This is a genomic window from Uliginosibacterium sp. H1 (assembly GCF_036017065.1).
Lineage (GTDB): Bacteria > Pseudomonadota > Gammaproteobacteria > Burkholderiales > Rhodocyclaceae > Uliginosibacterium.
Map to the genome: position 1 here is coordinate 210,746 of NZ_JAYXHR010000003.1, position 16,599 is coordinate 227,344.

17 protein-coding genes are annotated in these 16,599 nt (G+C 66.8%); 11 read left to right on the forward strand and 6 right to left on the reverse strand.

The window, feature by feature from the left end; genetic code table 11:
- Window positions 1–10 precede the first annotated feature (10 nt).
- From VVD47_RS17600 to VVD47_RS17620, 5 genes are all read left to right on the forward strand, one after another.
- The gene (locus VVD47_RS17600) at window positions 11–1,480 is read left to right on the forward strand and encodes a tetratricopeptide repeat protein (RefSeq protein WP_327604820.1); all 1,470 of its coding nucleotides are present in this window, start codon (window positions 11–13) and stop codon (window positions 1,478–1,480) included.
- 180 nt (window positions 1,481–1,660) lie between these two features.
- Window positions 1,661–2,248 (forward strand): ANTAR domain-containing response regulator, encoded by a 588-nt coding sequence (locus VVD47_RS17605; RefSeq protein WP_327604821.1) that lies wholly within the window; start codon window positions 1,661–1,663, stop codon window positions 2,246–2,248.
- Window positions 2,249–2,520: 272 nt separating this feature from the next.
- Complete coding sequence (locus VVD47_RS17610) at window positions 2,521–3,771, forward strand: ABC transporter substrate-binding protein (RefSeq protein ID WP_327604822.1); 1,251 nt, start codon at window positions 2,521–2,523, stop codon at window positions 3,769–3,771.
- Window positions 3,772–3,848: 77 nt separating this feature from the next.
- The gene (gene ntrB / locus VVD47_RS17615) at window positions 3,849–4,793 is read left to right on the forward strand and encodes a nitrate ABC transporter permease (protein ID WP_327604823.1); all 945 of its coding nucleotides are present in this window, start codon (window positions 3,849–3,851) and stop codon (window positions 4,791–4,793) included.
- A gap of 32 nt (window positions 4,794–4,825) precedes the next feature.
- Window positions 4,826–5,629, forward strand: coding sequence for an ABC transporter ATP-binding protein (locus VVD47_RS17620; protein ID WP_327604824.1), 804 nt, complete (start codon window positions 4,826–4,828; stop codon window positions 5,627–5,629).
- A gap of 106 nt (window positions 5,630–5,735) precedes the next feature.
- On the opposite strand, the gene VVD47_RS17625 is transcribed toward VVD47_RS17620, so the two are convergent.
- Window positions 5,736–6,065 (reverse strand): hypothetical protein, encoded by a 330-nt coding sequence (locus VVD47_RS17625; protein ID WP_327604825.1) that lies wholly within the window; start codon window positions 6,063–6,065, stop codon window positions 5,736–5,738.
- A gap of 192 nt (window positions 6,066–6,257) precedes the next feature.
- Window positions 6,258–6,590: a hypothetical protein gene (locus VVD47_RS17630; RefSeq protein WP_327604826.1), complete on the reverse strand. Its 333-nt coding sequence runs from the start codon at window positions 6,588–6,590 to the stop codon at window positions 6,258–6,260.
- A gap of 417 nt (window positions 6,591–7,007) precedes the next feature.
- On the opposite strand from VVD47_RS17630, the gene dnaX reads away from it, so the two are divergent.
- The 6 genes from dnaX (at window position 7,008) to VVD47_RS17660 (ending at window position 13,153) form a co-directional block, all read left to right on the forward strand.
- Window positions 7,008–8,879, forward strand: coding sequence for a DNA polymerase III subunit gamma/tau (gene dnaX / locus VVD47_RS17635; protein ID WP_327604827.1), 1,872 nt, complete (start codon window positions 7,008–7,010; stop codon window positions 8,877–8,879).
- Complete coding sequence (locus tag VVD47_RS17640) at window positions 8,876–9,199, forward strand: YbaB/EbfC family nucleoid-associated protein (RefSeq protein ID WP_327604828.1); 324 nt, start codon at window positions 8,876–8,878, stop codon at window positions 9,197–9,199. Before dnaX ends, VVD47_RS17640 begins: the two co-directional genes overlap by 4 nt.
- A gap of 33 nt (window positions 9,200–9,232) precedes the next feature.
- Window positions 9,233–9,748: a hypothetical protein gene (locus VVD47_RS17645; protein WP_327604829.1), complete on the forward strand. Its 516-nt coding sequence runs from the start codon at window positions 9,233–9,235 to the stop codon at window positions 9,746–9,748.
- A 51-nt stretch (window positions 9,749–9,799) separates the two neighbouring features.
- On the forward strand, window positions 9,800–10,390 hold the full coding sequence (gene recR / locus VVD47_RS17650) for a recombination mediator RecR (protein ID WP_327604830.1): 591 nt from the start codon (window positions 9,800–9,802) through the stop codon (window positions 10,388–10,390).
- 268 nt (window positions 10,391–10,658) lie between these two features.
- A complete protein-coding gene (locus VVD47_RS17655) occupies window positions 10,659–12,431 on the forward strand; it encodes an ABC transporter ATP-binding protein (RefSeq protein WP_327604831.1) in 1,773 nt (590 codons plus the stop codon).
- A 161-nt stretch (window positions 12,432–12,592) separates the two neighbouring features.
- Window positions 12,593–13,153 (forward strand): dihydrofolate reductase family protein, encoded by a 561-nt coding sequence (locus VVD47_RS17660; RefSeq protein ID WP_327604832.1) that lies wholly within the window; start codon window positions 12,593–12,595, stop codon window positions 13,151–13,153.
- An 89-nt stretch (window positions 13,154–13,242) separates the two neighbouring features.
- Here the strand turns inward: VVD47_RS17660 and VVD47_RS17665 are convergent, their stop codons facing one another.
- From VVD47_RS17665 to ubiU, 4 genes are all read right to left on the reverse strand, one after another.
- On the reverse strand, window positions 13,243–13,962 hold the full coding sequence (locus VVD47_RS17665; RefSeq protein WP_327604833.1) for a pseudouridine synthase: 720 nt from the start codon (window positions 13,960–13,962) through the stop codon (window positions 13,243–13,245).
- 140 nt (window positions 13,963–14,102) lie between these two features.
- Complete coding sequence (ubiT, locus tag VVD47_RS17670) at window positions 14,103–14,528, reverse strand: ubiquinone anaerobic biosynthesis accessory factor UbiT (RefSeq protein ID WP_327604834.1); 426 nt, start codon at window positions 14,526–14,528, stop codon at window positions 14,103–14,105.
- A complete protein-coding gene (locus VVD47_RS17675; protein ID WP_327604835.1) occupies window positions 14,515–15,447 on the reverse strand; it encodes a U32 family peptidase in 933 nt (310 codons plus the stop codon). The genes ubiT and VVD47_RS17675 overlap by 14 nt, the downstream gene beginning before the upstream one ends.
- Before the next feature lie 34 nt (window positions 15,448–15,481).
- The gene (gene ubiU / locus VVD47_RS17680) at window positions 15,482–16,519 is read right to left on the reverse strand and encodes a ubiquinone anaerobic biosynthesis protein UbiU (RefSeq protein ID WP_327604836.1); all 1,038 of its coding nucleotides are present in this window, start codon (window positions 16,517–16,519) and stop codon (window positions 15,482–15,484) included.
- Between the last annotated feature and the right edge of the window lie 80 nt (window positions 16,520–16,599).

Sequence of the window (16,599 nt, forward strand, 5' to 3'; positions counted from 1 at the left end):
CGGATTCGACATGGACGCCTACGCCAAGGCGGAAACGCTCTACAACCAGGCGCTGGAAAGCCTGCAGGCCGGACAGCCCGGCGCGGCCGAGAAGAAGCTGCGCAAGGCGCTCGCGCTGCTGCCGGAGCATGTCGCCATCCTGATGCAGCTGGCCGGCGTGCTGTTCCAGCAGCGCCGCTTCGCCGACAGCGAGAAGCTGCTGCGCCAGGTCATCCGCCTGGAGCCCCACAACCCCGAGCCGCGTTTCAACCTGGCGCTGTCGCTGGAAGAGCGCGGCGAGCGCAATGCCGCGCTGGAACACTACACGCGCTACCTCGAGGCCTGCCCCGACGACGCTCGCGCGCACAACAATCGCGGCAGCCTGCTGGCTGATCTCAAACGCCCCGACGAAGCCCTGCCGAACCTGGAGCGCGCCTGTCTGCTGGCGCCGGGCGACGCCAGGGCGCAAGCCAATCGCGCCCGCGTCCTGCAGGCCCTGCACCGCGATGAAGAGGCGTTGTCCGCCTACGAGCGCGCCCTGGTGCTGAACCCCACGCTGGACAAGCTGGAGTTCGAGTGGAGCCAGCTCAACATGGCGCTGGGCCACTATCGCAAGGGCTGGCCCGGTTTCGCGCGTCGCTGGGGCGTGGAGCGGGGCGCCGTACGCCACGGCGATGCATTGTGGCTGGGCCACGAGGACGTAGCCGGCAAGACGGTGTTGCTCATCTCGGGCCTCATTGGCTTCGGCGACACAATCCAGTTCTCGCGCTTCGCGCCGATGGTCGCGGCGCGCGGTGCGCGCGTGGTGCTGCAGGTGCAGCCGCCGCTGCAACGCCTGATGCAAAGCCTCCCCGGCGTCGACCAGGTGGTCACGCGGCCGGAGGAGGCGGGTGGTCACGACTGCTATTCGCACATCCTCTACGGCCTGCCCATCGCGTTCGACATCGAGCTGGACAGCGTGCCGACGCCCATTCCCTACCTGCGTGCTCCCGCCGAAGCGTCTGCCCGCTGGAAGGAGCGGTTGGATGTCTTCCAGGGCCTGCGCATCGGCCTGTCCTGGTCGGCCCACCACGACGAGGAGAACGTCCGCTCGATTCCGCTGCAGGCCCTGCAGGCGCTGTTCGACAGCGGCGCCACCTTCTTCACCCTGCAGAAGGAAGTGCGGGCGGCGGACAAACCGGTGTTCGACGCGCTGGTGGCGCGCGGGGTGTTGCAGGACGTGCGCGAGGAGCTGCACGACTTCGCGGACACCGCGGCGCTGGTCGATGGCCTCGACCTCGTGATCTCCTGCGATACGGTGGCGGTGCACGTGGCCGGCGCGCTCGGCCGGCGGGTGTGGGCGGCGCTCAACCACTACGCCGACTGGCGCTGGCTCAGAGGGCGGCAGGATTCGCCCTGGTACCCGGATGCGCGCCTGTTCCGCCAGCCCCGTCCCGGCGACTGGGCCGGCCTGGCGCAGGCAATGGCTGGCGAACTCGTCGGTCAGGCCAGGCGTAGCTGAGCAACGAGCCGTAGCTGGGCACCACGCACCGTGCCGGGCGCGCGGCTACCCAGGTGGCGCCCGGCATATTGCAGCGCGACGCCACAAAAACCTTTCGGGTCAAAGCCATTCCCTGCCACGCCAGAAAGGCGGTACGGCTGGCACAGCCTTTGCTGCATTGCAGGGCAAAGGAGAGTAATGATGCTCAAGGTACTCGTAATCGACGAGTTGGGTTCGCGGGCAAGGGAGCTCTGCGAGGGTCTGGCCGAAGCGGGCTATGGCGTGTCGGCGATATTGCGTGACATGGCCTCGGTGGCGGATTCGATCCGCGACCATGATGCGGACCTGATCCTGGTGCATACCGACAGCCCCCGGCCCGACGGCCTGGCGCAACTGGCCACCCTGCAACACGCCACGCCGCGGCCGGTGCTGATGTTTGCCACTGACAGTTCGGAAACGGCGATCCGCGCCGCCATGCGGTCAGGCGTTTCGGCCTACATCGTCGACGGGCTCTACGTCGAGCGTCTGGCCGTGCTGGTGCGGGTGTCGATGGCCCGTTTCGACGAATACCAGACCCTCAAGCGCGAGCGGGACGACGCCGCGCGCAAGCTCTCCGAGCGGGTGACCATCGAGCGTGCCAAGGGCGTGCTGATGAAGGCCCGCGGCCTGGACGAGGACGAGGCCTACCACTCCCTGCGCCGGCTGGCGATGGAGCGGGGCAAGCGCTTGGGCGACGTGGCCAACGACGTACTGGCCACCGCCGACCTGTTGCTGGGCCGCGCGACCTGAGGGTTGTGCGGTCGTGGTGCGCGGCAGGTGCCCGGCGCACCGCTGCAGTGCCAGGTGTTGTATGGCGGAAGACGAATAATCGTTAGTTTTAGGTGTTTATGGAAACTGGCATGGACTGTGCATAAGAGAGGCTGAGTCCGGGCAACGGCGCCCGGAACAGACAGAGGCGTCGAACGAGGTCTGCGCATTGCGCGGCACTTCGTTCCGACGCCTTTTTGTTTTTCCAGCTTCGCTGTCCGCCCCCACTCAACATGCCATTAACGGAGATGCACATGAGCGACAAACCTGCCCCCAACACCTTGCGTCGTGACTTCCTGAAGCGCAGCGCCGCGCTCGGAAGTGCCGGCGCATTGAGCGCACTGCCTTTCGGAGGCGTGTGGGCACAGGGCTCGGACAAACCGGAACTGGCCGAGGTGAACATCGGCTTCATTCCGCTGACCGATTGTTCGTCCGTCGTCATGGCCAGCGTGATGGGCTTCGACAAGAAGTACGGCATCAAGATCACCCCCACCAAGGAAGCCTCCTGGGCGGCGGTGCGCGACAAGCTGGTGAATGGCGAGCTGCACGCGGCGCACGTGCTCTACGGCCTCATCTACGGTGTGCACCTGGGCATCGGCGGGCCGAAGAAGGACATGGCCAACCTGATGACGCTGAACAACAACGGCCAGGCCATCACCCTGTCGAAGGAGCTCAACGGCAAGGGCGTGACCGATGGCGCATCGCTCGCCAAGGTGATCGCCAAGAAGGACAAGGAATACACCTTCGCGCAGACCTTCCCGACCGGCACGCACGCCATGTGGCTGTACTACTGGCTGGCGACCTACGGCGTGGATCCGTTCAAGGACGTGAAGACCATCGTCGTGCCGCCGCCGCAGATGGTCGCCAACATGCGCGTGGGCAACATGGACGGCTACTGCGTGGGCGAGCCCTGGGGCCAGCGCGCGATCGTCGACAAGATCGGCTTCACTGGCGTCACCACGCAGGACATCTGGCCCGACCACCCGGAGAAGATCCTCGGCACCACGGCCGAGTTCGTGCAGAAGTACCCGAACACGGCGCGCGCCATGATCTGCGCGATCCTCGAAGCCTCGATGTGGATCGACGCCAGCCCGATGAACCGCAGCAAGACCGCCGACGTCGTGTCCTCGCGCGCCTACGTCAACACCGATGCGGACGTGATCCGCGGCCGCATGATCGGCCAGTACGACAACGGCATCGGCAAGAGCTGGTCGGAGAAGAACTACATGAAGTTCTACAACGACGGCGCGGTGAACTTCCCCTGGCTGTCCGACGGCATGTGGTTCCTGACCCAGCACCGCCGCTGGGGCCTGCTGAAGGAAGACGTCGACTACGTGGCGGTGGCGAAGCAGGTCAACAGGATCGACCTCTACAAGCAGGCCGCCGGCATCGTCAAAGCCAGTGTGCCGAAGACCGACATGCGTACGTCGAAACTCATCGACGGCACGGTGTGGGACGGCAAGGACCCGAAGAAGTACGCCACCAGTTTCAAGATCAAGGCCTGAGCAGAGATTCCCTCCCCGGGTAGTCGACAACTCGCGCTTCGTGATGAAGCGGAGCGCGGGCAAGAAAGGAAGCAAGCATGAGCGCAGCAGCCAGCATGACCCCGGCCTCCATCGCGGAGACCACCAGCACGACGGTGAAGAACGTGAGCGCCGTCGCCACCGAGATCGCCAAGACCGACGCCATGAACGATGCGACGCCGGCCGCAGCGGCAGCCCCCGTCGCGACGGCACGCTACAGCGTGGCGGAGATCGCCGCGGGCATCCTGAAGAAGGTGCTGCCGCCGGTCATCGGCTTCGCCGTGCTGATCGGCATCTGGGCCATCGTCGCCATGAAGGCCCAGGGCTTCCCCGGCCCGGTGGAGGTCTGGCACGCCGCGGTGGAGATCTTCTCCGACCCGTTCTACAAGAACGGCCCGAATGACCAGGGCATCGGCTGGAACATCCTCAGCTCGCTGCAGCGCGTCGGCATCGGCTTCGGCTTCGCGGCGCTGGTGGGGATTCCGCTGGGCTTCGCAATCGGCCGCTTCGACTTCCTCAACCGCGCGCTGGACCCGATCATTTCGCTGCTGCGTCCGGTGTCGCCGCTGGCCTGGCTGCCGATCGGCCTGCTGGTGTTCAAGAAGGCCGACCCGGCCGCCACCTGGACGATCTTCATCTGCTCCATCTGGCCGATGATCATCAACACCGCGGTGGGCGTCACCCGCGTGCCGCAGGACTACATGAACGTGGCCCGTGTGCTGAACCTCAGCGAGTTCAAGATCATCACCAAGATCCTGTTCCCGGCCGTGCTGCCCTACATGCTGACCGGCATCCGCCTGTCCATCGGCACCGCCTGGCTGGTGATCGTGGCGGCAGAGATGCTCACCGGCGGCGTCGGCATCGGCTTCTGGGTGTGGGACGAGTGGAACAACCTGAAGGTGGAGCACATCGTCATCGCCATCTTCGTCATCGGCATCGTCGGCCTGCTGCTCGAACAGGCGCTACTGCTCATCGCGAAGAAATTCAGTTACGGCAACACCTGAGCCACGTCCGGCACACGACAAGGAACCTGAACATGACGAACACCAGCAAACCCATCGTCAAGGTCGAAGACGTCGGCATGAGCTTCGACACCAAGAGCGGCAAGTTCATCGCGCTGCGCGACATCAACCTCAACATCCACGAGGGCGAGGTCATCACCCTGATCGGCCACTCCGGCTGTGGCAAGAGCACGCTGCTGAACCTGATCGCCGGCCTCACGCTGCCGAGTTCGGGCGTGATGATCTGCAATGGTCGCGAGATTTCGGGCCCCGGCCCGGAGCGGGCGGTGGTCTTCCAGAACCATTCGCTGCTGCCCTGGCTGACCTGTTTCGACAACGTCATGCTGGCGGTCGAGCGGGTGTTCGGCCAGAAGGAGGGCCGCGAGAAGCTGAAGGCGCGTACCAAGGCGGCGCTGGAGATGGTCCACATGGATCACGCCATGCACAAATACCCGCATGAGATCTCCGGCGGCATGAAGCAGCGCGTCGGCATCGCCCGCGCCTTCGCCATGGAGCCGAAGATCCTGCTGATGGATGAACCCTTCGGCGCCCTGGATGCGCTGACCCGCGCCAGCCTGCAGGACGAGCTGATCGGCGTGATGGCCAAGACCGGTGCCACCGTGGTGATGGTGACCCACGATGTCGACGAGGCCGTGCTGCTGTCCGACCGCGTGGTGATGATGACCAACGGCCCGGCCGCCACCATCGGCGAGATCCTGGAAGTGAAGCTGGAGAAGCCGCGCAACCGCCTGCAGCTGGCGCACGACCCGCGCTTCGCGGCCTATCGCGCGTCCATCCTCGAGTTCCTCTACCAGAAGCAACTCAAGAAGGCTGCCTGAGTCGGGTTGGCAGGCTGGAAAGACAGAGGGCCGCAAATGCGGCCCTCTGTCTTTTTCATTGCGGGTGTTGCGGGGTGTGTCCTGCCCGGAGTCGTCCCGCGACGGCTCAGGCGCCGGTCGGCCGCGTACGCGCCGGTGCCAGCGAGCCCCAGCCGATGGTCTCCAGCAACTGGGCCATCATGCTGCTGGCTTCCTGGGTGCTGCAGCCTCCCGGAATGCTGAAGTCACCCGGGCCGGCCAGTTGTTCCCGTTCGGGGGCGCGGTCCCCGGCGTGACGAAAGATGTAGAGGCCGCGGCCTTCCTCGTCCGTACCGACGATGCCGTAGCGGCCGGCCTCGTCCACCCCGCGCAACCACCAGGTCCAGCGCGGTGCCACGCCACTGGGGCAATGGCCTACGGATTCAATGAGGTAAACATTGCTGCGGCGTGTTTCCATGACTGCGAATCTATACCGAAAGTCGTATATACGGATAGGCGACCGCCTTGATCTGACGGCGTTCTCCGCGAAAAAAATCACTCATCCGGGCACGCGCAGCAGCGATCGGAGCAAATTTGTCCGGAAAAAGAAGGAAAACGATTTCCTGTGCTGCAGCGATCCAGGGCGCCCACCGGAACGCGCTGCAGGACGTCAGTTGGCCGTGCCCAGCGGCCTCGGGCAAAGTGCCTCGCTCGCAATCCGTCCGAGATTGCCCCAACCCAAGCCCTGCAGCACCGGGGCCAGACGCAGGCAGGCCTCGCGCTTGCTGATGCCGCCCGGCATGGCGAAGGACTCCGGTCCCAGCAGGCGCAGGCGTTCCGGCGCGCGGTCGCCCGCATGGCGGAAGAGGTAGAGGCCGCGGCCGTCCTCATCCGTCCCGAGGATGCCGAAGCGCTGTGTCCTGGCGATGCCTTGCAGCCACCAGGACCAACGCGGTGACAGGCCGTTGTCGCAGTAAGTGGCTGATTCGATGTGAAACAGCATGATGCTCGAAGAATATATTTCAGCTCGTCGAATTGTCAGGGAAAACCCCTATTCGTTCAACTATTTTGTTGAATTTGAAGAATTTATCGGATGAACGGGTGTCGCCGTCACCGCTGGGCGAGGGGGCCTTGCCTTGGTCTGCGAACGTGACCCGCGAAGGCCGGAGTGCTTACGGAAACTCCGCAAAAGAACGCGGGAACGTGTGGGCCGATCAACCCGAGGGCGCCGATCCATCGGCAATCGGTCCGCGCCAGACAGGACGACTGAGCAGAGGCGATCAAAGCAATCCGGAATCCGCCGGCGTGGCGGGCGGCAGCCGGTCTTCACGATGCCGGGGCTCCGGTGTCGGACTCGAAGAGCCTCCGGTTCGACCCACCACCGGCATGCCGCCAGCCCATCCCGGCTACAATTCGGGCCATGAGCTATCAGGTCCTCGCCCGCAAGTGGCGCCCACGCAGTTTCGAGACCCTCGTGGGCCAGGATCACGTGGTGCGTGCCCTGTCGCATGCGCTGCAGACACAGCGCCTGCACCACGCCTACCTCTTCACCGGCACCCGCGGGGTGGGCAAGACCACCATTTCGCGCATCCTCGCCAAGAGCCTGAACTGCGAGACCGGCATCACCGCCACGCCCTGCGGCCAGTGCGTCGCCTGCCTGGAGATCGACGCCGGCCGCTTCACCGACTACGTGGAGATGGACGCCGCCTCCAACCGCGGCGTGGACGACATGGCCTCCCTGCTGGAGAAGGCTGCCTACGCGCCGGCCCGTGGCCGCTACAAGGTCTACATGATCGACGAAGTGCACATGCTGACCGGGCATGCCTTCAACGCCATGCTGAAGACCCTGGAAGAGCCGCCGGAGCACATGAAATTCATCCTGGCGACCACTGATCCGCAGAAGATCCCGGTCACCGTGCTGTCGCGCTGCCTGCAGTTCAACCTCAAGCAGATGCCGCAGACCCACATCGTCGACCACCTCACCCGCCTGCTGCAGGCCGAGGCCGTGCCCTTCGAGCCGCATGCGCTGCGCCACATCGCCAAGGGTGCCAATGGCTCCATGCGTGATGCGCTGTCGCTGCTGGACCAGGCCATCGCCCACGGCGCCGGCAAGGTGGAGGAGGAGGGCGTGCGCGACATGCTCGGCACGGTGGGCGAAGACCATCTGTACGAGCTGCTCGACGCCTTGCGCGCGCAGGACATCGCCGCCCTGCTGGCGGTGGCCGACGGCATGGAAGCGCGCAGCCTGAGCTTCGACTCCGCGTTGCAGGAGTTCGCCGTGCTGCTGCACCGCGTGGCGCTGGCGCAGTTCGCCCCGCAGGCCGTGGCCGATCCGCTGGAGCGCGAGCGCCTGCAGCCTTACGCAGAAGCCTTCGACCCCGAATTCCTGCAGCTCGCCTACCAGATCGTCACGCACAGCCGCGAGGAACTGGCGATCGCCCCGGACGAGTACACCGGCTTCACCATGGCGCTGCTGCGCCTGCATGCCTTCCGCCCCGAAGTGCCGGGTGCGGGTGGTGGTGCCCGGGCAGCGGGCGGCGGTGGCGGACAGGCGCGTGGCCTGCCGGCTGCATCGCGCCCGGTCGCTGCCGCGCCGGTGTCGCAGGCTTCCGCCGCTTCCGCCCCCGCTGCGCCCGCCACGGCGGCCGCTGCCATCGCTGTGCCGGCTCCCGTGGCGCCTGCCGCGCCGGTTGTCGTGAAACCTGCCGCAAGCGCGCCACCTCCCGCGAGCCGGGCTCCGGCTGCGCAGCAGCAGGACGAGCCACCCGCCTACGAGGCCGAGCAACCGCCGCTGGCCGCCTATGCCGACGAGCCCGGCATGTCGGCCGGCTACGCTGGCGAGCCACCGTCTGCCCAGCGCGACCTCGCCCCCATTGCTGCCACCCCTGCCGCGGACGACGTGACCGACTGGCACGAACTCATCCACCGCATGAGGCTGGGCGGCATGGTGCGCGAGCTGGCGCAGAACTGCGAACTGCTGCGCATGGATGGCGCTGCGATGCAGCTGCGTCTCGCCCCCGAGCACCGTCACCTCGCCGCCATGGCGATCAACACCCAGAAACTGCAGGAAGCGGTGACGCAGCACTTCGGCCGCCCCATGCGGGTCAACATCGAGATCGGCGCCGTGCAGAGCGAGACGCTCGCCCAGCGCAACGACGCCGACAAACGCCAGCGCCATGCCGAGGCGGTCGCTTCGCTGGAAGCCGACCCCTTCGTGCAGGAACTCATAGAACGCTTCGACGCCACGCTGATCGAAGCCTCCGTCAAACCTTTGCAAGGAGCAGCACCATGATGAAAGGCGGCCTCGCGGGCCTGATGAAACAGGCCCAGCAGATGCAGGACAACATGAAGAAGATGCAGGACAGCCTCGCCGACATCGAAGTCGAAGGCTCGGCCGGCGCCGGCATGGTCAAGCTGACCATGACCTGCAAGTACGACGTGCGCCGCGTCAGCATCGACCCCGGCGTGATGGACGACAAGGACATGCTGGAAGACCTCGTCGCCGCCGCGATGAACGATGCCGTGCGCAAGGTGGAAGCCACCACGCAGGAAAAGATGGCGGGCTTCACGTCCGGCCTGAACCTGCCGCCCGGCTTCAAGATGCCGTTCTGATCGCGGCGCAGGCCCGCCACGCAGGCACCTCCCGTGTTCCCCACCACCCGGCGTCTTGCGCTCTGCACACTGCTGCTCGCCCTCGCCGGGTGTGCCGGCCTGCAGGGCGTGCCGGGGCTGGGGCCGGACGTCAGCCTGCGTGAAGTCGGCGCGGCCTCGCCCGAGATCAGGAAGTACAAGCAGCTCACCGTCTTCGTCAGTGGAGCGGCGATGGCCATGCGCTCGTCCGGCTGGTCGGGCACTTCGACCGCGCTGGAAAAAGCCTTTGTGGCCGATGTGCGCAGCAGTGGTCGCTTCAACGTGGCGGAAGACGGCATGCGCCCGCAGCAACTGGTGGCGCAACTGAACGTCGACAGCCTGCGCTATGTGGCCAGCGGCAAGCCGGGCGCGCCCACGCTGAAGGTCACGATGACGCTGAAGGATCGCCAGAATGGCCGCGTGCTGGGCACGGTGTCCGCCAGTGCCGGGGACGGCAAGAGCGAGGGCAGTACCGAAGCTCAGGTCGACGCCGTCGCGTCCGGACTGGCCGACTATCTCGCGGCGCGTTGAGCGCTGCACCCTTCGTCCCATTCCTGGTCACATCTCTTCCCCTCTGATTCCATGAGCATGCCGCTGGATTCCCTCATCGCCGCGCTGCGGGCCCTGCCCGGCGTCGGCCCGAAGTCGGCCCAGCGCATGGCTTACCACCTGTTGCAGCGCGACCGCGGCGGCGCGCAGCGGCTGGCGCAGGCACTCGCCGACGCGCTGCTGAAGGTGCGCCATTGCCGCCGTTGCAATACCTTCACCGAAGAGGACGTCTGCGCGCTGTGTGCCAATCCGCGCCGTGACGCCACGCAGCTCTGCGTGGTGGAGATGCCCTCCGACCTGTCGATCATGGAGCAGACCCAGAGCTACACGGGCCTGTACTACGTGCTGATGGGCCGCGTGTCGCCGCTGGATGGCATCGGCGCGCGCGAGCTCGGCTTCGACAAGCTGCTGGCCCGCGCCACGGACGACGTGGTGAGCGAAGTGATCCTCGCCACCAACTTCACCAACGAGGGTGAGGCCACTGCGCACTATGTCGGCGAGATGCTGCGTGCCCGCGGCCTCAAGGTGAGCCGCATCGCGCGCGGCGTGCCGGTGGGCGGCGAGCTGGAGCACGTCGACCTGGGCACCATCGCCCAGGCCATGGTCGAGCGCCGCGGCCTCTGAGAAGGCGTCACAACCCGCTTGTGGCGTCGTTGCGTCGCCTTGCCGTATTTGCATGCACCGTCGGTGTCGGTGTGCCTGGGCCGGAACCGTTCTGTGAAAGTTTCCAGAGCCGGATTCGCAGAATGCATCGTGTCCCCGCCTTCGTCGTGCCGACAAAGACTTGTCATCCGAATCGGAGGATAATCGTTTGACTCTGTAGCACCCCCGCGCGCAGTACCTTGCCAGGCCGACCTCACCGGCTTTCCGGCATGCCTCCACAGAGACCTCCATGACCGCCGCAAACCGCACCGACAGCAAGTTCACCTTCCTCGATCTGCCCCGCGCCATCTGGTTCTTCCTGGCGGAGGAACGCTGGAAGTTCCTGGGCTTCCTCGGCGTGCTGATCATGGTGCTGTTCTACAACATGGTGCCGCCGCTGATCATCGGCAAGATCGCCGACTTCCTGGTGCGCCAGGGGCAGGGCGAGGGGCAACCGCTGGCGCAGCTTTACACACTGATCGGCGTGCTGGTGGTGAGCTTCGTGGTGGTGTCCATCGTGCGCCTGTCGTCCAAGCGCATGCTCGGCAAGATCAGCCTCAACGCGCGCTACCGCGCCAAGGTGTGGGGCTTCGAGCGCCTGCTGGATTCCTCGCTGGCCTGGCACCAGACCGAGAGCACCGGCAACAAGGCGCAACGCGTGCTGACCGGCAGCGAGTCGATCCGCGAATGGACCGGCGACCTCATCAACAACATCTTCCCGGCGCTGACCGCCTTCATCGGTTCGGCCATCGCCTGCATGTACCTGCACCCGGCCTTCGGGTTGTTCTTCGTGTATTACCTCGGCGGCCTGCTGGGCGTGGAGTTCTTCTTCGACCACCGCATCTCGAAGATATCCGACCGCATCAACAAGTCCATCGAGAACGCCAGCGGTACTTTCGTGGAGAGCGCGTCCAACATCCTCGCCGTGAAGGCCATGGGTGCCGCCGGTGGCATGGCTGGCACGGTGGCGGCGCGTGAGGAGATGGCGCGCACCCTGGCCTACGAGCGCCTGCGCCTGACCAACACCAAGTGGATGTGCTTCCAGATCCACAACGGCATCGCCTGGGGCATCTACATCCTGGCCATCGCCTACATGGTGCTGCACGACGTGCTGGCCGTCGGCTTCGTGCTGACCTACGCGACCTACTACAACCAGTTGCGCGAATCGGCCACGCAGTTCACCGACCAGATCCAGATGATGATCGAGCGCAAGAGCAACCTCGGTCGCATGATGCCGATCTTCTGGCAGGACAACCGCCTGCATTCCGGCGATGCGCCGTTCCCGACGGACTGGGACGGCATCCATGCCGAGGACGCGCGCTTCCGCTACGGCGGCGACGCAGCCGGCGAAGTGGGGCCGTTCAACTTCGACATCCGTCGTGGCGAGAAGATCGGCGTGGCCGGTCACTCCGGCTCCGGCAAGAGCACCCTCATCAAGCTGATGTTGGGCCTGTACCACATCGAGAAGGGCGTGCTGCGCGTCGGCGCGACACCGGTCAGCGACATCCGCCACGAGGCACTCACCGGCAACGTCGCGGTGGTGCTGCAGGAAACCGAGATGTTCAACTTCTCGCTGAAGGAGAACCTCACGATGATGCGCGACGTGGAGCCGTCACTGCTGGCCAAGGCGCTGCGTATCGCCTGCCTGGAGGACGTGGTGGCGCGCCTGCCGGACGGACTGGAGACGGTCGTCGGCGAGAAGGGCCACTCCCTGTCGGGTGGCGAGCGTCAGCGCGTGGGCATCGCCCGCGCCATCTGCCGCAATGCGCCCATCATGCTGCTGGACGAAGCGACTTCCGCACTGGACTCCACCACCGAGCAGAAGGTCATGGAAGGCCTGATGCACGAGTTCGCCGAAGACCGCACGATGATCATCGTCGCGCACCGCATCAGCACATTGAAGGAAGTGGATCGCGTGTTCGTCTTCGAGCGCGGCCTGCTGGTGGAAGAGGGCAGCTTCGACGCGCTGGCGGCGGACCCGGCGACGCGCTTTGGCCAGATGTACGCGATCCAGGCGGCGTGACACGCGGCAGAAATGATTCTGGCGTCGTTGCGCCGGCTTGCCGTACCAGCGCGTACTGTCTGCGGCGGCGCGCCTAGCCAGAACCGCTTCGCTTCATTTCTGCCGCGTTTCAGTCGCGCGAGCGCCAGCGGTCCCCGCCCGCCCGAAGGAGATTCATCCTCATGGGAATCCTGACCTTCAGCCTCAACCTCACCCTGGACGGTTGCGTCGACCACCAGGAAGGAATCGCCGACGACGAGACGCACGCCTTCTTCACCGGGCTCATGGATGCGCACGGGGCGATGCTGTGGGGCCGCGTCACCTACGAGATGATGGAGGACTACTGGCCGGCGGTCGCCCGCGGCGACGTGGAGGCGCCGGCAGCAGTGCGCGAGTGGGCGGTCAGGCTGGAGTCCAAGCCGAAGTACGTGGTGTCCTCGACGCGAAAAGACTTCCCCTGGACCAACAGCCACCACATCGCCGGTGATCTGCGTGCGGGCGTGCAGCGGCTCAAGGACGCGACCCCGGCCGGCGTGCTCCTCGGTAGCGGCAAGCTCGCGACCGAGCTGGACCGGCTGGATCTGATCGACGAGTACAGGTTCCTGGTCCACCCCAGGATCGCCGGCCACGGCCCGACGCTGTACGAGAGCGGGCTACCCGGCACGCGAAGGCTCGAACTGGTCTCGGCGAGGCCACTCGGCAACGGCGCCGTGGTCATGCACTACCGGCGCGGGCGGGGCTGACCCGCTCGCAGCGGACGCTCCGCTGCGCGGCCCCTCTGTGCAGCCCCTCTGTGCAGCGCCTCGTTTTCCTTCGCGCCTGCCACGACGGGTCAGGCGCGTCCCAGGTCCATCGCTTCACACACGCGCCGGAAATCTCCGGCAGGCGGACAGTCGATCACCAGTTCCCCGACCTCGTGCGGATGCCGCAGGCGTAGTTGCGTGCATGCCAGCATGAGGCGACGTTCGCCACTCAGCGCCGCGATGGCGCGGTTGTGCATGCCCTTGCCGTAGGTGGCGTCGCCGACGATCGGATGTGCGATGTGCTTGAGGTGGCGGCGCAACTGGTGACGTCGTCCGGTCACCGGCGTCAGCGACAGCAGCGCGTAGCGGCTGGTCGGGTAGCGGTCGATGGCCAGCGGCAGCTCACAGCGGGCAAGGCTGCGGTAACGGGTCTGCGCAGGTTGCGGCGTTTCGTTGGCGGAAACCGGGCGCTGTTCCGCAGTGTCGCGGATGCGTGCAAGGGGATGGTCGATGAAGCCTTCGTCGGCCGGCCAGCCGCGCACCACGGCGACGTACTCCTTGCCGACCGAGCCTTCTTCGAACTGTGCCGCGCAGGCTGCCAGCGTCTGCACGTCCAGCGCGAACAGCAGCACGCCGGAGGTGCCACGGTCCAGCCGATGCACCGGCCAGACCGGCTGGCCGATCTGGTCGCGCAGCAACTGCACGGCGAAGCGCGTTTCGTGGCGGTCCAGCTCGCTGCGGTGGACCAGCAGGCCGGCGGGCTTGTGGATGGCGACGAGATGCGGATCGCGATGGAGCACTTCCAGCATGGGCGCAGCGAAGATGGACGGCGGGGCGGGGCTGCGATTCTACGCGCAGGCCGGGCTGTCCCATGAGGACCGTCCCCGCATGCCGTCCCGTTGCTGGCGGCCGCTGCGGGAGGGCTTCCCGCGTCGCGATGAGCCCGCGTTCAACCGCCCAGCAGGCGCAGCAACCAGGCGGGCGGTTCGATGCTGTCGAGCTGGTTCTTCAGCGTCAGCCCCAGTTCGGTGTCGCCCTCGATGCGCAGGCGGCGCTGGAAGAACAGGGTGTCCGGGTCTTCGCGCCGGGTCAGCAAGGCCAGCAGGTTGGCGGCGGTGGCGCGGAAGCAGACGTCGCCCTCGCTGCCTGCCGGCCGGAAACTGCCTTGCTGCACGCGAATGCTGGCGCTGGCGCCGAGGTCTTCCACCACCACGCGCAGGCTGCGGCCTTCCAGGTAGTCCAGGTCGATATCCAGCGCGCCTTGTCGGCGTGCCAAGGTGAGGGCGAGGCACAGCGCGACCGACAGCGGCTGCTGCGGCAGTCGCGTGCCGATGCGGGCCAGCACGGCGGGGAAACGGAAATCAGCAGGGAGCATGGAATTCTCCGGTCAGGGCGCCACGCGATGCCTCGCGCAGCAGCTGGATGCCAGGCTGACCATGCCAGTAGCCGTCGCACAACGCCGTCGGCGCGAGATCGGCCAGCGCCGCCAGCGCCACCTCCTCGCCATCGAGCGCGGCGCGGTGCAGGGCCACGATGCGCTGGGTGTGCACCGACTGCGGGCTGATGCGCAGGGCGCTGACGCCGAGTGCGGCCAGCGATGCATGCTGCGGCAGCAGGCACTGGGTGGCGGCCGACTGCGTCTGGATGCCGTTGATGACCAGGAAGGGCGTGTCCTCGCGTGTGCGCAGCGTCATGCCGTCGGGATCCTCCAGGCAGCGGAAGCGGCAGTCGTCCTTCTTCAGGTTGTGGTGGCGTGCCGTGAAGCAGCGCGACGAAAAGGCCAGCGGCAGCCGGCCCCAGGCGAACACCTCGGTGTGCACCGGCGGTGCGCCCAGCTGCGCGTACTCGTTCAGCAGGGTGGCCAGCGCGCGGCCGGACATCTCCAGCGGCGGCATCCAGCGCACGGCGCCCAGCTCGGCGAACATCGCCAGCGTGCTGGCGTTGTAGATGTTGAGGTGCGGTCCGGCCATCCAGCGGCCGCCGCGCAGCAGGCGTACGGCCGACAGGTCGTTGGCCTCGACGAGGAAGCGGCCGTTGCCGGTGATGCGGCGCAGGGTGCGCAGCTCGCTCTCCGACTCCAGCAGTGCCTGGCAGGACATCACGACTTCCTTGCCGGCGTCGGCGAGATCACGCGCCATCGCCAGCCAGTCGTCGGTGCGCAACTGGTGACGGCGGCTGCAGACCACCTCGCCGAGATGCACGGTGTCCACCGGCCACTCCATCGCGTCGGCGTAGAAGGCCTGGACATGCTCGCGCGGCCAGAAGTAGAGCAGGGGGCCAAGGGAGAGCTTCATGTTCGATGCCATATCGGGTGCCGTCCGCGCGGCTTCACTTCCACGGGCGCGAGTACGCGCCCAGCGTGACCTGCTGCCCTTCGGACAGTTTTCCCAGTGCCTGCTGCCAGGCCGGCTGCACGTGGAAGCGCTGCGGTTGCGCGCAGGCATGGTCCAGCGCCTCGCGCAGCACGCGGGTCACCTCGCGCACGTAGGCGGGGCTGCGCTGGCGGCCCTCGACCTTGATGGCGGCCACGCCGATGCGCAGCAGCTCCGGCAGCATGCCCACCACGTTGAGGCTGGTCGGTTCCTCCAGCGCGTAGTAGGTGTCCTCGCCGACGGCGAAGCGCCCTTTGCACAGCGTGGGGTAGCCGGCATTTTCCTCGGGGGCGTAGCGATCGATGAGGATGCCCGCCAGCCGCGCCTCGGTGCCCTGCTCGGTCTCGTGCCAGCGCACCGCGCGCGCCGGGGAGCACACGCCCGCGCCGTTGGGCGAATCGCCGGTGGCGTAGCTGGACAGCTGGCAGCGGCCTTCCACCATCACGCACAGGCTGCCGAAGCCGAAGACCTCGATCTCCACGCTGGTGTGCTGGATGACGTGTTCCACCTGAGCCAGGGTCAGCACCCGTGGCAGCACCGCACGGCTGATGCCGAAGGCCTCGCGGCAGAACTCGATGGCCTCATAGCTGGTGGCGGAGCCCTGCACCGACAGGTGGCGCCGCATGTGCGGATGGGTCTTCGCCGCGTACCGCAGCAGCCCGGGGTCGGCGAGGATCACCGCGTCGACGCCGATGTCGGCCGCCGTGTCGATGGCCGCACGCCAGCGGGCCTCGTGGCCGGGCTGGGGGTGGGTGTTGATGGCCATCAGCAGCTTGCGGCCATTGCGGAGCGTGAATTGGGCGGCTTCCCTGGCGCTGGCCAGGTCGAAGTTCATGCCGCCGAAGTTGCGCGCGTTGGTCTCGTCCTTGAGACCGATGTACACCGTGTCGGCACCGGCCTCGACGGCTGCGCGCAGCGCCGGCAGGCTGCCGGCCGGGCAGACCAGCTCGGGGCGGCGCGAGGCGCCGCTTGCAGGGGTGGCGTGATCGCTCATGCCGCGCAGTCTAGGCGGCGGGCTGTGGCCGGTTCTTGCCCTGCATCAAGTTGGCGGCCGCGGCGCCGTAAAAATGGACA

Coding starts and splice junctions, on each gene's coding strand:
- VVD47_RS17605 (WP_327604821.1), top strand. CDS start 1,661: ATGCTCAAGGTACTCGTAATCGACGAGTTGGGTTCGCGGGCAAGGGAG.
- ubiT (WP_327604834.1), bottom strand. CDS start 14,528: ATGCTCCCTGCTGATTTCCGTTTCCCCGCCGTGCTGGCCCGCATCGGC.
- VVD47_RS17600 (WP_327604820.1), top strand. CDS start 11: ATGGACGCCTACGCCAAGGCGGAAACGCTCTACAACCAGGCGCTGGAA.
- recR (WP_327604830.1), top strand. CDS start 9,800: ATGAGCATGCCGCTGGATTCCCTCATCGCCGCGCTGCGGGCCCTGCCC.
- VVD47_RS17620 (WP_327604824.1), top strand. CDS start 4,826: ATGACGAACACCAGCAAACCCATCGTCAAGGTCGAAGACGTCGGCATG.
- VVD47_RS17640 (WP_327604828.1), top strand. CDS start 8,876: ATGATGAAAGGCGGCCTCGCGGGCCTGATGAAACAGGCCCAGCAGATG.
- VVD47_RS17675 (WP_327604835.1), bottom strand. CDS start 15,447: ATGAAGCTCTCCCTTGGCCCCCTGCTCTACTTCTGGCCGCGCGAGCAT.
- dnaX (WP_327604827.1), top strand. CDS start 7,008: ATGAGCTATCAGGTCCTCGCCCGCAAGTGGCGCCCACGCAGTTTCGAG.
- ubiU (WP_327604836.1), bottom strand. CDS start 16,519: ATGAGCGATCACGCCACCCCTGCAAGCGGCGCCTCGCGCCGCCCCGAG.
- ntrB (WP_327604823.1), top strand. CDS start 3,849: ATGAGCGCAGCAGCCAGCATGACCCCGGCCTCCATCGCGGAGACCACC.
- VVD47_RS17655 (WP_327604831.1), top strand. CDS start 10,659: ATGACCGCCGCAAACCGCACCGACAGCAAGTTCACCTTCCTCGATCTG.
- VVD47_RS17665 (WP_327604833.1), bottom strand. CDS start 13,962: ATGCTGGAAGTGCTCCATCGCGATCCGCATCTCGTCGCCATCCACAAG.
- VVD47_RS17610 (WP_327604822.1), top strand. CDS start 2,521: ATGAGCGACAAACCTGCCCCCAACACCTTGCGTCGTGACTTCCTGAAG.
- VVD47_RS17630 (WP_327604826.1), bottom strand. CDS start 6,590: ATGCTGTTTCACATCGAATCAGCCACTTACTGCGACAACGGCCTGTCA.
- VVD47_RS17660 (WP_327604832.1), top strand. CDS start 12,593: ATGGGAATCCTGACCTTCAGCCTCAACCTCACCCTGGACGGTTGCGTC.
- VVD47_RS17625 (WP_327604825.1), bottom strand. CDS start 6,065: ATGGAAACACGCCGCAGCAATGTTTACCTCATTGAATCCGTAGGCCAT.